The 13,599-nt window shown below is 67.3% G+C and carries 15 protein-coding genes, 1 pseudogene and 1 riboswitch; of the genes and pseudogenes, 1 reads left to right on the forward strand and 15 read right to left on the reverse strand.

The window, feature by feature from the left end; genetic code table 11:
• Positions 1-2: 2 nt before the first annotated feature.
• Both AB2L57_RS06015 and AB2L57_RS06020 read right to left on the reverse strand, forming a co-directional pair.
• Positions 3-1,409 (reverse strand): conjugal transfer protein TrbL, encoded by a 1,407-nt coding sequence (locus AB2L57_RS06015; protein ID WP_409048678.1) that lies wholly within the window; start codon positions 1,407-1,409, stop codon positions 3-5.
• Between the two features lie 31 nt (positions 1,410-1,440).
• Positions 1,441-1,737 (reverse strand): DUF6112 family protein, encoded by a 297-nt coding sequence (locus AB2L57_RS06020; RefSeq protein ID WP_375544631.1) that lies wholly within the window; start codon positions 1,735-1,737, stop codon positions 1,441-1,443.
• Between the two features lie 187 nt (positions 1,738-1,924).
• On the opposite strand from AB2L57_RS06020, the gene AB2L57_RS06025 reads away from it, so the two are divergent.
• Positions 1,925-2,791: a TIGR02391 family protein gene (locus AB2L57_RS06025; protein WP_144588998.1), complete on the forward strand. Its 867-nt coding sequence runs from the start codon at positions 1,925-1,927 to the stop codon at positions 2,789-2,791.
• 8 nt (positions 2,792-2,799) lie between these two features.
• Here the strand turns inward: AB2L57_RS06025 and AB2L57_RS06030 are convergent, their stop codons facing one another.
• From AB2L57_RS06030 to AB2L57_RS06090, 13 genes and pseudogenes are all read right to left on the reverse strand, one after another.
• Complete coding sequence (locus AB2L57_RS06030) at positions 2,800-3,066, reverse strand: DUF6112 family protein (protein WP_144588996.1); 267 nt, start codon at positions 3,064-3,066, stop codon at positions 2,800-2,802.
• 166 nt (positions 3,067-3,232) lie between these two features.
• Entirely contained in the window at positions 3,233-3,580 is a 348-nt protein-coding gene (locus tag AB2L57_RS06035; RefSeq protein WP_300345725.1) for a multidrug efflux SMR transporter, read from the reverse strand.
• 3 nt (positions 3,581-3,583) lie between these two features.
• The gene (locus AB2L57_RS06040) at positions 3,584-3,898 is read right to left on the reverse strand and encodes a multidrug efflux SMR transporter (protein WP_300345727.1); all 315 of its coding nucleotides are present in this window, start codon (positions 3,896-3,898) and stop codon (positions 3,584-3,586) included.
• A 16-nt stretch (positions 3,899-3,914) separates the two neighbouring features.
• Positions 3,915-3,980: riboswitch (guanidine-III (ykkC-III) riboswitch) on the reverse strand.
• A gap of 52 nt (positions 3,981-4,032) precedes the next feature.
• Positions 4,033-6,117 carry a hypothetical protein gene (locus AB2L57_RS06045; protein WP_409048311.1) on the reverse strand — a complete coding sequence of 695 codons (2,085 nt, stop codon included), beginning with the start codon at positions 6,115-6,117 and terminating at the stop codon, positions 4,033-4,035.
• A 170-nt stretch (positions 6,118-6,287) separates the two neighbouring features.
• Complete coding sequence (locus AB2L57_RS06050) at positions 6,288-6,629, reverse strand: helix-turn-helix transcriptional regulator (RefSeq protein ID WP_300345731.1); 342 nt, start codon at positions 6,627-6,629, stop codon at positions 6,288-6,290.
• A 5-nt stretch (positions 6,630-6,634) separates the two neighbouring features.
• Positions 6,635-7,753 carry a tyrosine-type recombinase/integrase gene (locus AB2L57_RS06055; protein ID WP_409048312.1) on the reverse strand — a complete coding sequence of 373 codons (1,119 nt, stop codon included), beginning with the start codon at positions 7,751-7,753 and terminating at the stop codon, positions 6,635-6,637.
• 171 nt (positions 7,754-7,924) lie between these two features.
• On the reverse strand, positions 7,925-9,535 hold the full coding sequence (locus tag AB2L57_RS06060) for a M23 family metallopeptidase (RefSeq protein ID WP_409048313.1): 1,611 nt from the start codon (positions 9,533-9,535) through the stop codon (positions 7,925-7,927).
• Positions 9,536-9,548: 13 nt separating this feature from the next.
• Positions 9,549-10,241, reverse strand: coding sequence for a hypothetical protein (locus tag AB2L57_RS06065; protein ID WP_409048314.1), 693 nt, complete (start codon positions 10,239-10,241; stop codon positions 9,549-9,551).
• 36 nt (positions 10,242-10,277) lie between these two features.
• Positions 10,278-10,928: a hypothetical protein gene (locus AB2L57_RS06070; RefSeq protein ID WP_409048315.1), complete on the reverse strand. Its 651-nt coding sequence runs from the start codon at positions 10,926-10,928 to the stop codon at positions 10,278-10,280.
• A 59-nt stretch (positions 10,929-10,987) separates the two neighbouring features.
• On the reverse strand, positions 10,988-11,938 hold the full coding sequence (locus tag AB2L57_RS06075; RefSeq protein ID WP_036296135.1) for an integrase core domain-containing protein: 951 nt from the start codon (positions 11,936-11,938) through the stop codon (positions 10,988-10,990).
• A complete protein-coding gene (locus AB2L57_RS06080) occupies positions 11,935-12,252 on the reverse strand; it encodes a helix-turn-helix domain-containing protein (protein ID WP_081766164.1) in 318 nt (105 codons plus the stop codon). The genes AB2L57_RS06075 and AB2L57_RS06080 overlap by 4 nt, the downstream gene beginning before the upstream one ends.
• Before the next feature lie 75 nt (positions 12,253-12,327).
• Positions 12,328-12,627, reverse strand: a pseudogene (locus AB2L57_RS06085) (ParB N-terminal domain-containing protein); the annotation flags it as partial.
• A complete protein-coding gene (locus AB2L57_RS06090) occupies positions 12,624-13,514 on the reverse strand; it encodes a hypothetical protein (RefSeq protein ID WP_409048316.1) in 891 nt (296 codons plus the stop codon). The pseudogene AB2L57_RS06085 and the gene AB2L57_RS06090, both read right to left, overlap by 4 nt.
• Between the last annotated feature and the right edge of the window lie 85 nt (positions 13,515-13,599).

A 13,599-nucleotide genomic window follows, 5' to 3' on the forward strand; every position in this document is an offset into this window, starting at 1 on the left:
GTCTACTCCTTCGGTGGGCGTGGCGCGGGCGGCGGGGTCTGCTTCGGCGGTGGCGGCGATGAGTCAGCGCTTGGCGGGCGCGGCGCGGGGCTCGACGGCGGTGCCACCCCTGGCGTCGCGGACGGTGGCGGTGGTGGTGTTTGCGCGGCTGCGTCGGCGGCGTGCTCGCCCTGGGCTCCCAGTGCCGTCCCGGCCTTGGGGCCGGCGGTGGCGGCGCCCTTGGCGACGCTCGCTCCGATCACGACGCCCGCGGCGACTGGGCCGGCGGCGGCTGCTCCGCCTCCGCCGGCTGCGCCGCCCCCGCCCACTGCGGCCCCTCCACCAGCGGCGGCACCTCCGCCGCTCGCGGCGGGTCCTGCTGCCGGGGTCTTCGGCGGTGGCGGTGCGCTGCTCCCACCGCCAGAGGCTCCGCCCGTGTTCCCACCTCCGCCGCTTGTTCCGTCGAGTACCTTCTTCGGGTCGCCGCCGCCTTGCGGCTTGGTCGGGACGGGGATCGGGCGGTTGAGGGCGCTCTTGGCGTCCTGCTCGGAGCCGATCGCGTGGTACATGTCGAACCCGACGAACGCGATGAACTTGTACGTGAGATACGGGGCGAATGCGGCCATCGCCATCAGCACGATTCCCGCGATGGGGTCGCTGACCGAGGCGAGGTCGGCGTCGATCGGTGCCGAGACCTGGGTGATCGCGACGAGGAACATCACGACGAGGACGAGCTTGGAGCAGATCAGGGCGACGACGAACATCGCCCACTTCCCGATCCACCCCCGCGAGGCGTCCCACGAGGCACCAGAGAAGGCGAGCGGCGCGAACACGACCGCCACCAGCAGGAGCGCTTTCCTGACGAGGAGGGACAGCCACACGATCGCGGCGGCGGTGATCGCAAGGCCGGCCATGAAGATCGTGATAATCGCGCCCACGCCGGGAGCGGCGATGTTGATGCCGACCAGCCCTGCGGCGAGGAGGGCGATCTTGTCTCCCATCGACTGGGTGGTCTCTCCGGCGGCCTGCACGATCCCGATGCACAGTTGATCGACGATTTCCAGCAGCAGCGCGGTCAGCGTGATGACCACGAATGACCCGAGGACGGACTTCGCCAGGCCGAGGGCGGCGCGGGTGAGTGCGGTGGGGTCGCGTCGGATCAGCCCGGTGATGAGTTGGAGGCAGAAGAAGATCAGCATCACGAAGACCGCGATGCCGAACAGCAGGTTGTAGACGGCGATGTAGCCGGGCTTGGTGACATCCACAAGGGTCGTGGTGTCGAAGACCGACCAGACCGCCTCGAACAGCCACCCTGCGGCGGCACCCATCGCCTGGGCGAGCCAGTCGAACGGGGCCGCGACCAGAGACGCGGCTCCTTCGCCGACGGCATCGCAGACCGAGGAGATCACGGGAACGTCGCACACGCCCATCACGAACACCAGCTCTCGCCGACGGGGCGGGTCAGACGGACTGGCCGACGTTCCAGAAGAAGTTGATCAGCGTCACGCTCGCGCCGCAGATCACCGCTGCGCCGCAGGAGACGAGGACGCCGATCTTCCCGCGCGAGGCGAGGTGCGGGTTCGAGGAGTTCGCACCGAAGCCCCACACGATCGCGGACACGATCAGCGCGAGCACGGACAGGATGAGGCCGACGGTCATCACCGCGCCGACGATGGTGCGCAGCTGATTGATCCCCGGCAGGCCGTCGGTGTTGGGGTCGATGTTGATGTCCATCGGCACCAGTAGGGGCGCGGACATGACGTTGGTGAGCAGATCGAACACGGTAGGTCTCCTTGGCGACGGGCGGTCCGCCCGCGAACTCGCAGACGGGTACACGCGACAGGTGCGCTCTCGTCGCCGTCCCCGTCGGTGGACGCCCGTAGCCTTGGAGCATCTGTGCGTCGCTCGCCCGCACGGGACCGCTGAATCGAGGGGTGCAAGGAACATGAGTCAGTACGGGGTGGATTACCTCCAGCGATTGCGTGCCGCCGTTGAGAAGTTCGAGGAAGCCTTCGACGCCTGGATGAGCACTCAGGTTGAGTCGGATCACATGTCGGCGCGCGGCCTCTTTCCTACTGTGTGGACAAAGGAAGGCCAGGATCAGAGCGAGGTTCAACGTCTCGAACTCGGTGTCGCGGAGGCTGCTGGCCTGGCAGCGAGCGCAGTGTCAGTGACCGGCGCCTACATTGGGATCGCTGGTCTCGGAGCGATCGACCCAATCTCCAACTGGTCATTTATGTCTGCACCCAAGGCCCCCATCGCGCCTCGGGATATTCGGACTACTACCGCCAACGTCAAGGGCAGGCTCGACGCGATGATCGTCGACGCCGAGTCACGTACGGACTCTGACCTTCCGACGTTCGCTCCCGCACAGTTTCACCCCGTGGTCTGGGCTGGTGCCTCCGCCCATTGGACGACGCATCAGTACCGAGTTGCAGTTCGTGAAGCGGCCGAAGGCCTCACGGTCCACTGGAAGGAACGTCTCGGCAGGAACGATGTCGATGACACGGTCTTCTGGCAGCAGACGTTGTCGCCAGGCGCACCTGAACCGGGCAAGCCGAAGCTCACCTGGCCGGGAGGGTCGGATGACAAGACGGTGAAGAGCATGCGCGGTGGTCTTGAGCCGCTCGCGAAGGCACTCAACGCGCTGGCCACTGGTCTGAACCTCACGGTCCGCAACGTGACGACCCACACGCGCACCGAACTGTCCGAGCAGGAAGCGATGGAGCGCCTCGCGGCGTACAGCTACCTCGCGCGCCTGCTCGACCGGTGCGAAACAGCGAGCGCCGACGCGGAGGAATCGGATCAATGACCGCAACGCTACAAACTCGACCCGACTGTGAGTAGCCAGTTCATCCAGGCGACGCCGCCTCCGGCGAGGACGGCGGCACCGACGGCGACGAGGACTCCGATGCGGCCTTTGCTGGCGGTGGCGTAGTTGCCGTGGGCTGTCGCGATGGCCCAGACGATCGCGGAGACGATCAGCATGAGGATGGCGTCGATGAGGACGAAGGTCAGGAGCGCGCCGACCACGGCGCGGAGGTCGCCGATGCCGCCGAGCCCGTCGAAGTCGGGGAAGACACCCATCGTCGATCACCCAACCGGCGTAGGCAATTGTTCGGAGCGTTCGTATTCCATGCTGATGAGGTGCGCGGGCACCCTCGTGGCGTAGCGAACTTCCGATGCGTAACGGGGTGACCCGTCTGGTGGCGCGGGTGTTCTGCCTGCGCCACCAGTGCGTGGGGTGAGTCGATCAGGTTGTCGGTTGCTCTTCGTCGTGAGTGGCGTGCGGGACGAGTTTGAGTCCGACGACCGCAGCGATGATGCCGGTGATGAAGATGACCTTGCCGAGGGAGATCGACTCGGTGCCGGTGGCCATCGCATAGGCGACGGTCAACGCCGCACCGACCCCGACCCACACGGCGTAGGCGGTGCCGATCGGGATGTGCTTGAGCGACCAGCCCAGTCCGACCATGCTGATCGCCAGGGCGATGAAGAACACGATCGTGGGTGCCGGTTCGGTGAAGCCGTTGGACATACCGAGTGCGGTGGCCCAGATCGCTTCGAAGACGGCGCTGAGGAGCAGGATGACCCACGGCATGGCTTAGCTCACCGCCTTCAGGCCGATGACCGAGCCGACCAGCAGCACCAGCAGTAGTAGGCGGGCGATGGTGGGCCGCTCCTGTTTGGTGAGGAATCCCCATAGCACGGTCAGGGTCGCGCCGATGCCAACCCACACGGCGTAGGCGGTGCCGGTTGGAAGGTCGGTCATCGCCCAAGCAAGGCCGGCCATGCTCAGTGTGAGCGCGATGAAGAAGACCACAGTGGGTCTGCGTTTCTTGAAGCCCTTGGACTCTGAGAGCGCGACGGCCCAGACGGCCTCCAGCGCACCAGAGATGATCAGAATGGTCCAGGCCATGACGAGACGTGCCCCTTTCGTGGCAGTCTTGTCGTGGTGCGGGTACTGCTCCCTCGTCCGCGAGCCCGGATGCGGGCTCTGATCTCAGATTTTACCTGACTTCACTGCGTTTGGGCTGGTCAGATTGATCACCATCAGCGCGGGCGTTCACGTCGCGATGCTTGCTGACTGTTTGTCCTGATTGGCACGTGGGCGGCGTAGTTGTTCCAGGCGGCGCCGGTGAGTTCGGCCCAGCGGGTGGCGGTGGTGATGTGGATGCCGACGAGGGAGGCGAACACGGCCGGTGGAGTCGTGGCAGCCAGGTGCAGCAGCGCGGTATTCCTGCTGGCGCGAGTGGTGATCCCGAGCCGGTTCATCCGCGCCATCAGCGAGGTGGGGTGCAGGTGGGTGCCGGCGTTCTTGCTGGTGAACAGCCACCGGGGGTCGGCCAGGGTGCTTGCGGTGCCAAAGGGTTTGGCGACCGGCAGCGCCTTGACCATAGCGTCCAGCGGCGGGATGAGTAGCAGGGGTTCGGGGCCGAGTGTGAGGTAGGTGCCTGCGTCACGGACCTGGATATCGCTGGTGGTCAGAGCGGCGATCTTGGTGACGGGTTGGGCGTAGAGCAGGATCAGGCAGGCCGCGGCACGGTCTTCCACGCTGGCGGCGTCGGGGTCGTGCAGGAGCCGGCGGGCAAGGCCGAGCTGTTCCTCGGGGTCGACGTCGTGACTGGGGTCTTTCTGCCTGATGGGGTCGGGCAGTTGGCATCGGGTCAGGTAGCCGCCTTGTTTGAGCCAGCGGATGAACCCGATGCGGCGGGTTGAGTCCCTGCTCAGCCATGTCTCGAGCTGGGCTTGCGGGAAGTCGTGGAGGGTATGGCCGCTGGCGGTGAGGTGGTCGATGAAGTTGCGGGCGCTCTGGATGTTGGCCTTGGCTCGTCCGGCGGTCGTCGGTGAGATGTGGCCATGGCGGTTGGTCTTGACGCGGCCGATGACGTGCCAGCGGGCGTAGCGGGACAGCGCCCCGCGGAATTCGGGGTTGGTGATGTCGGTGGCAGCTTCGGCGGCGTAGCGGCGCAGCCGGACGGCGTTCTCGTCGCGTGGTGGGAGTGCGTCGGCGGCGACGAGCATGGCGCGCAGGTAGGTCACCGAGAAGACCTGCGGGCGGGCATCGAGAGCCTCGTGGCTCAGCTCGAGCCGGCCTTGGGCGATATCGCTGAGTAGATGCAGGCTCGACAGGTTGTGCCAGTTCGTCAGCAGTGACCGGGGCCGATCACTCGCGGCCAGAGCGTCGCGCACGGGCACCAACTCGGGGCGGATCAGCCCGTCGGGGCCAGTGAGCGCGGCGTCGATCTGGCCGATGGTCTGGCAGGAGAAGCAGCGGGGCCGGCCGTGGTTGGTGGTGCGCCGGCCCAGGGCCTGTTGGCCGCAGATGGAGCAGTCGACGACTGGGGCCTGGTAGCAGGTCGGGCAGATATCGGGGCTGGTGTCGGTCGCCTTCAACGCCACTCGCCTGTGTCGACCGCAGACGCCGCAGAGCCGTCGTGGATAGCGGTAGCAGCGTGCGCACAGGTTCTTGCCGGCGTTGGTGCTGGTGGTGGTGCGTCCATCGGCTCGTGTTTGCAAGGGTGCGATCTGTCCACACTCATCGCAGGGCGTGGTGCCGGTGCGGGCCTTGGCGTAGCAGGTCGTGCAGATCGCGCCGCCGTCGTCGGTGCGGGCATTGATGCGACGCTGCTGGCCGCAGACCACACACGGTGCGGTCGGTGCCTGCTTGGCCCGGCACGAACGGCAGTACCGGCGTCCGTCGACCACCGATTGCTTGACCGAACCGGGCCGGCCGCAGCCGTCGCAGGGTTGCTGTGGTCGGGCGTGTTCGTGGCAGCGCGAACAGATCGGCTGCCCGTCGGCGGTGCGGGCCTTGATGCGCCGATCTTCACGCCCGCAACCCGAACAGGTCGCGGTGTGCTGCCGGCTGTAGCAGCTGGTGCAGATGCGCTCACCGTCGCCGTGGGTGTGGAAGAGGGTGCGGGGCCGCGAGCACAAGGCGCAGGAGGGTGAGACGAGCCCGTCGATGCCAGCGGCGATAGCGGCGTAGATGAACTCGCTGACGACCTTGGGCATCCGCGATCCGCCTGCGGTGAGCACGCCCGGCTCGGCGGCAAGATGTTTGACGAGCTGCGATCTGGCGTTGGCGGCGGGCGCCACCGAGGCCAGTAGTTCCTCGACGAGTTCATGGCTCATGCTGGCATCAACGGTGCGCAGCAGGTCGAGAATCGTTGCGTGCTGGGCTTCGCGTTTCGCGGCAAGACGAGCGGTGGCGAGCCGTTTGTCGCTGCATCGGCATCGCGGGCCAGGAACGTTGGAGCGTTGGATCGGCAGGCCGCAGTCCGGGCACTGCCGCATGCCTGCGCTCAGGACTCGTCAGCGCCGCGGATGGTGGCGCGCTTGGGACGGTTCTTGCTGGGTTTGGGCGGCGTCGCGCCGGTCGTTCCGGTCTTGTGTCCACGGCGGGAGTTGGTCGCGACGTAGGGCTCGATGAGATCGTTGGGGGTGACGTCGAAGATGTCGCAGAGTGCGGCGAGCATCCGCATGTTCAGCCGCTCGGGCTCACCGACCACGATCCGGTAGACCTGCGTGGAGGTCATCACCACGCCCCGGTCGGCCAGCAGCGGCACCAAGTCGGTTGTGGACTGCATGCCGTGTTCGTTCATCACCTTGCGCAGGTGCCAGTGGTAGGCGACGGCCTTCGTCATATCGATCAGACCTCCTCGGTCGCGGGCGGGGTGAACGCGCCATCGAGTGCGCGGCGCAGGGTGCGGTTGCGGTAGTCGCCGGACACGCCGGTGTAGAGGGCGGTGGTCGAGCCCCAGCGGTGCCCGACCTGCTGCTGGACGAACAGCGGGTCGAAGCCGTCCTCGATCAGATGCGTCACATAGGAGTGCCGCAGGCAGTGCGGGTGCAGCGCGGGATCGAGGCCCAGCTCGTCGCGGTACTCGGCGAACCGTATCCCGATGTAGCTGCCCGTGATCCGCGACTGTCGTTCGGTCGGCCAGAGCATCGCAGTTCCGCCGGTGTCGAACAGCGGCAGGACCTCGGTGACGTACTCCTCGATCACTGGGCGAGTCCAGTCGAACACCGCCAGCACCGTCCGACGCCTGGGCTGGGAACCGCGGCTGGCCTTGGCCCAGCGGACGTTGCAGACCCCGAACCGGCCGAACTCGGTGGCCGTGGGATTACGAGTGAAGTCGTGCAGGTCCAGCATCGCGACCTCACGGCGACGCAGGCCAAAGGCATAGATCATCTTGAACAGCGTCGCGTCGCGAAACAACGACTTCCAGCCCTTCTTGCCTCGCGTGCGGGCCCGGTCCACGCGATCGTCGGCATAGTCGAAGAACTCCTGGACCTCGACCCGCGACAGCGGCCGCACCGCCGGGCGTGCCTCGTGATCGCTCGTGTGGATGACGGTGTTCCACTCATGGCAGACCTGCACCGGGTGTGTGCCGAACAGTTCCTCGCACCGCTCGGTCCAGCCGTAGCGGCGGTCGGTCAGGTAGTCGCAGAACAGCGCGACCGCATTCTGATAGGAGCGGATCGTGCCATGCGAGCACGGACGTTCACCGGAGACCAGTTCGGTCGTCCACTCCTCGACATCGGCCGGCGTCCACTCCCACGGCAGGCTCCCGCAGAACCCGGCGAACCGGCGCACCTGAGCCAACCGCGCCCGGATCGTGTTCGGGTTCAACATCCGCGAGGACTGCTGTGCCGACCAGCCCGCGAGCATGTCATCGAAGACCTGCTCGGCCGGGCGCAGCAACGCTACGTTGCCCGGCCTCAACGCCGTCACCGATCCAGGCTGCTTACCGTCCTCTAGGTCCACCCTGCAAGTCTTACATCTAATGTAAGAAAAGTACATCTGATGTAAGCCTGGGCGCGTTTCCCCTGGTCAGAGGCGGCTTTCGAGCACGCCAACGTGCTTCACTGATACCCTTGCCTGACCAGGGAACCGCATGATCCCGGCCGTCGCCGCTTACATCTAATGTAATAATTGCTAGTTTGCCTTGACTGTGACGTGGAGGTGGTCGTAGTGGCCTCCGGTGATGGAGGCGGGATCGTGCATGCCGCCGCCGTTGTAGGGTCGCCAGCCCTCGGCGTCGCGGGCGAGGGACCAGATTTTCCCTTGCCAGATCAGGTATTCGATGCCGAGCACGTCGGCGTTGTCTTTCATCCAGTTGGTGACCTTCCAGCCGGCGTCGAGTTGTGCTGGGGTGGGTCGCTGGCTGATCCGGTTGCCGAAGGTGATGTCGCACGCCCTGCCGAGCGGATGCTCCGACTTGGTTCCGGGGCGCGGCGAGTAGCAGCCCCAGCCGGTGTCGGGGAACGCGGCGGGGGTCTGCTGGTAGAGGTGGAGCAAGCGGGCGGTGATCTTGCCCGAGCTGGTGGGATCGTCGATGAGCCGATCGGGATCTCCATCGACACCGGTCGGCGCGCCCGCGGCGCTGTTGTTGCAGGCGGCGGGTGATCCGCTGGTCGCCGTCGGCAGGTTCGCAGCCCCGTGCTCGTTGAGCCAGGCGGCGGCGTCGATGGTCTCGCCGTTCGTGCCGCCGGGCCGGACCTCGAAGTGCAGATGTGCACCGGTGCTCATGCCCGAGGAGCCGACATCGCCGATGTGCTGCCCGGCGCTCACCCGGTCTCCGGGACGGACGTGGATGCCGCTCTGCCACATGTGCGCGTACGCGGTCGCGATGGTCTTGCCGTCCATGGTGTGCTCGATGACGATGAGGCCGCCGTACCCGCCGGAGAACTCCGCGACGGTGACGGTGCCGTCCGCGGCGGCGAGGATCGGCGTGCCGTCGGGTGCTGCGAAGTCGGTGCCGGTGTGCATCTTCCGTTCGCCCGTGATCGGGTGCACGCGCATCCCGAACGGCGAGGTCAGCACCCAGGTGCCCTCGGGTAGCGGGAACACCACCCGCGACGACGAGACGGCCGGACCACCCACACCACCAGCGGTACTGCCTCCGCTGGTGAGGGCGGCGAGGATGCTGTCGGCGACGGGCGCGTAGTTGCGGTAGCGGTCGGGGTAGGCGGACACTTCGACGGCTTGGGCGGCTTCGCCGGCGTCCATCTGGTGCCAGCCGGGGATGTCGAGCAGGCCACGTGGCGAGGGGTAGTTCGGGCCGGTCGGCCCGCCGAAGAACGCTCGCGCCTGGTAGGTGGGGTCCATGAGTTCAGCGACCGAGCCCCACCCGGACCGCGGGCGCATCTGGAACAGGCCAAGTGAGTCGTGGTCGCCGCCGTTGCCGTCGTTGGGGTAGTTCGCCGACTCGGGGTAGGTGCCGGTGTTGGTGAGCATCCGCAGCGTGGATTCGGTGAGTGCGGCCATCAGCGCGATCTTGATTCCTGGTCTGCCCATGTCGGTGATGCCGTTGCCGACGGAGATGATCGTGGCCGCGTGCCTGAGCTGCTGACGGTTCAGAGTGAAGGTCTCGCCGTTCGCGGTGGTCACGGTGAGCGAGTCCGGGATCAGTCCGAGGTTCACAGTCCCGGTAGGCGTGGCGCAGTAGGCGGCAGCGGGGTTCATCAGCACCCCGACGCCGAGGAGTGCTGCGGCGGGGGCGAAGAACAGCAGCGCCAGGGCTGCGATGGCGGCTTTGCGGAACACGACACCATCCCCGTCAGCGCAGCGGGTTGTCGAGCTGCGACAGCCGCAGCAGATGGCACGTCGGATAGGTCGGTGCGCAGACGACGAACACGGTGAAAGCGACCTGATGCTCGCTGGTCACCGGTTGGCCGTTCCAGACCCCGGCACGGTGACGAGTGCCCTCGATCGTGACGGCCGTCGTGCCTGCCGCGAGCTGCCCCGGCTGTGCCTGCGCTACCGCGTCGGCCCAGGCGTCGGGGACGTACGCGACCTCGATGGTGAGCCGCTGGCGGGTAGCGTACTGCCGCAGCTCGATCCAGGCGTCGCGGGTCGGCAGGTACGTCGCTACGTCGGAGGCCAGACCGGCTTGCTCTTCCCCGCTGGGGTCACCGACCGTGAGGATCGCCGAGGTGTAGTCCAGCGGCCACAGACCCGAGGCCGTGTCCCAGGCGAACAGCGTGGACGCGACGCCCCGAGCGAAGGTCTCGGGATTGGCCGAACGCGGAACCGCTGGAATTTGCGGTGGCCGGGGCGTGCGCGGGGCCATCGTCGGCGGTGCCGTCGTGGTTGGGCCGGGCTCCGGGTCAGGATCGGGGCTGGTGCTGCTGCCGGGGCCGGTGAGGAGTCCGTAGACGCCGACGCCGGCCAGGAGCAGCAGGACGATGCCGGCGGTGATGAGGGCGACGAGTCGGCGGCGGTTCCAGGGATCGGTGGGTGCAGGGCTCATGCCGAGCAGGTGCGCACCCGGCACCTGCGCCTGCGGTCAGAGCGCGCGGAGTCGGGGCCGATCCGCCGTGCCTTCGCGGGCGGCTCGGAGGGCGTCGGCGAATCGGACGGTGCCGTCGGTGGTGGCGAGGAAGTTCTCGAACTGCTCGTCGGTCAGCTCGGATGCGAGGGTGTCGGCGTCGTAATGGGCCCACCAGTCGGCCAGTTCTCCCCAGGTCTGGACGAATGCCCGGACTGGGTAGCGGACTGGTTGCCCGTCGTCGGTGACGAGCGGCAATGGACGGGGTGGGGTGCGCTTGCCCTTCTTGATCGACTTTGCGTGGGCTACGGCTGCTTCGGCGCGGGCGTGCAGTTCGGCTTCGCGCCGCTCCCGCTCGGTGGTGTCGGCTTCGCGGATCGCTTGGTAGATGGGATGCACCGGGTCACCGGCCTCGATCCGTTCCAGCCCGGCGGCGGCCTCGGCGCGCAACGTCTCGGGCTGAGCGGGGTTGTTGGCGATGTCTTCGAGGTAGCCGATCTTCTCCAGTGTCGTGTGCGAGGCACCGCCGGGAATCATCGCGGCCGCTTGCCCCCGCGCATCGCCGAGTGCGCTCGACGGTCCCGCAAATTTTGCGGGACCGTCGTTTCCCGGCTGGTTTTCGCTGCTGAACTGGGTGGCGCTCTTGCGGCGGGCGGCGTCTTCGGCCATGACTTGCTTGATCTCGCGGTAGAGGCCGGCGGCTTCGAGCTGGGTGTAGGTGTCCCGCGTCAAGTAGTTGGCAGGGATTCTTCGATTTCGAAGTTGGGGATGGTCGGGTCGGCCAGGCCCATGTGCACCTCTATCGGCCGGTTCCAAGCGATCGCCTCATGAGGGCGGGTCTCGTTGTACTCGATGCGGTAGTCCTCGGCGCGTTCGACGAGGGTGAGCGCGTCGGGGATGTCGTCGAGGAACAGCCGTTCGTACTTCAGCGTCCCGAAGCCGCGTTCGCGTGATCCGTTCTGCCCCGGTGACTTCACCCTGGTGCGGACGTGTCGCAGTTCGGGGTGGCGCATGATGAACAGCTCGAAGTTCATCGATCGGAATGGACCGCCGTTGTCTGTGACGATCGTGACGACCGGCAGCAGCTCGCCGGTCTCGTCGTCGACCTGACATTGGTCGACGAGGGGGTGGCCGAACAGGGTCACGTAGTCGACGAGGGCGAGTTCGATCGCGGCGATCGCGTCGTGCTGGTTCGCGGTCGGCGAGGTGTGAAACGGGTGCTCGAGCTTCGAGTACCAGTCCCGGCAGCCGGCGATCCTCCAGATCCCACCCTGGGTGGTCTCGAACTCGCTGAAGTCCAACTGCCATACCTGGTTCGGGCCGGTCGGGTTTCGTGCGAACGCGGCCTTGCGGTTCTTCGCGAGTTCTCGACGCTGCTTCTGGTACTCCGATGGCAGGATCAGCCCGTCATCGCGCAGCAGCCGCAGCACGGTCGCCTGGGACACCTTGTGTCCGTCATGGCGGGTCATCGCCCAGATCTTCCGGTGGCCCCACTCCGGCTTCTTCAACGCATGCGCGACCACCAGCGGCCGGGCCGCGTCTCGCGCCGGCTGCGGCCACGGGCCCTTCGGCGGCCGGTCAGTCTTCGCCTTGGCCTGCCAGCGCCGCCAGGTGCGTTCGGGCATGTCGATCAGCTGACAGAACCTCGCGGTCGACATGCCCGCCTCGGTGCGGATCACCTCGAGGTCCTCGAAGGGCCCAGGCGGCCCTCGGCGCTCTTCTTCCAGACCCGGATCTCGACCGCGGCCTCACCCAGCGCCTGGGTGAGCTCGGCGACCTCGTCCTCGAGCTGCTGCTCGCGGGTCGAGGGCTTGGACTTACCCGCCTCGATGCCGGCTCTGCCGCCCTCGAGGAACTGGCGCTTCCAGTTCCCGATGGCCTGCTCCGAGACCTTCTCACGGCGGCCCGCTTCAGCGATCGTGATCTCGCCCTGCAACACGGACAACACGATGCGGAGCTTCTTCTCCACGGGGATCGTCGGTGGACGACTCATGACATTCAGACCTCTCAGCTGGGGCGTTACATCAGCAACTAACTACCCCTGCCAAACATTCTGACGCGCGACATAGGGCTTGTGGAGCATGTTGTCGTCCTGCTCGGCGAGGAGTTGCCCAAGCCGGTCGGACAGGCCACTGCGAACCCAGACGTTGACGGTGCGCCAGCCGAGCTTCTTGATCGCGGTCAGGCGTCGTGCCCCACACACGAGCACTCCGTCGATGGTGATCGTGAGAGGTTGCAGCAGGCCGTCGCGGTCGATGGATGCCGCGAGGGCGTCGATGTCGCCGAGATCGGCGCGGTGCCGTGTGCCGACGAGGATCGAATCGACGGTGCGGTCGAGCTGGATGCTGCCGACCTGTGGCTCGGTCACGACGACTCACCGCCCCCACCGCCCGGAGCAGCCAGTGCGAGCGCGAGGATCAGATCGTCGTCCCGGAGCAGCAGGTCGAGGGTCTCGCCGAGCAGCAGCCGGAGCAGGACACCTCGACCGCTGCTGGTGGCCACGTAGGCCGGGTGGGGGTTCCCGAGTAGCGCTTTCAGGAGGGCGGACCAGGAGCGGCGCGGCAGGTCGAGCAGTGCCCGCGCGTGCCGGTCGCGGCGCAGCGCCTCGTAGGCAGACTGTCGGGTTCCGGCCTTCATCAACGCGCCGCAGACGTGCTCGACAGCGGCCCTCGCCGTGTCGGTCGGCCAGTGGAGCAGGCACAGCATCGCGATGGCGTCCTCGGCCGCCGATCCGGCGGAGATGCACGCCTGCGCTGACCCGAGTCCGTCGCGCGGCTCCGGTTCGAGATCGCTGGGACGCATGTCAGTGGTGTGGAACGCGGGATGGTAGTCGGCCAGCGCGGTGTCGCGTTCGGAGAACCGTTCGGGATCGTGGAACGCCGAGACGTGCGCGCGGCGCGCCTGGTGCACCGAGCAGAGCAGCCCTTGGGCGCGTTCCTCGTAGACGCAGGTGATCCGCACGGCGTGGGTGATGATCGCCCACGGATCGTTGGCTTCGCGGGTCGAGCGGTACTGCATCGCGTCGAACGCCGCCGTGACCGCTTCCCAGGTGTCGAGCTTGTGCTTCCTCGCGAGAGCGCGGTACTTGTCGGCTGCGAACTCCATCAGGTCGCGGGCCACCGGGTCGTGAACCCAGGCATCCTCGCCACCCTCGGCGAGGCGATTGAGCAGGGCGCGCACGCCCTCGCTGGTGGTGAAGTCCTCACCCCCGCGGTCTGGCGGCTGCGCGGTGTTGGTGCGGGTTGGTGTGGTCATGGTGTCGGCACCTCCTGGCAGGCAGGTGCGCACTCGCTCCCAGGAGTGCGTCCTGCATGCCGATGCCGTCGCAGCCATGACCTCT

The organism is Microbacterium sp. HA-8 (genome assembly GCF_046111165.1).
Classification (GTDB): Bacteria; Actinomycetota; Actinomycetes; order Actinomycetales; family Microbacteriaceae; genus Microbacterium.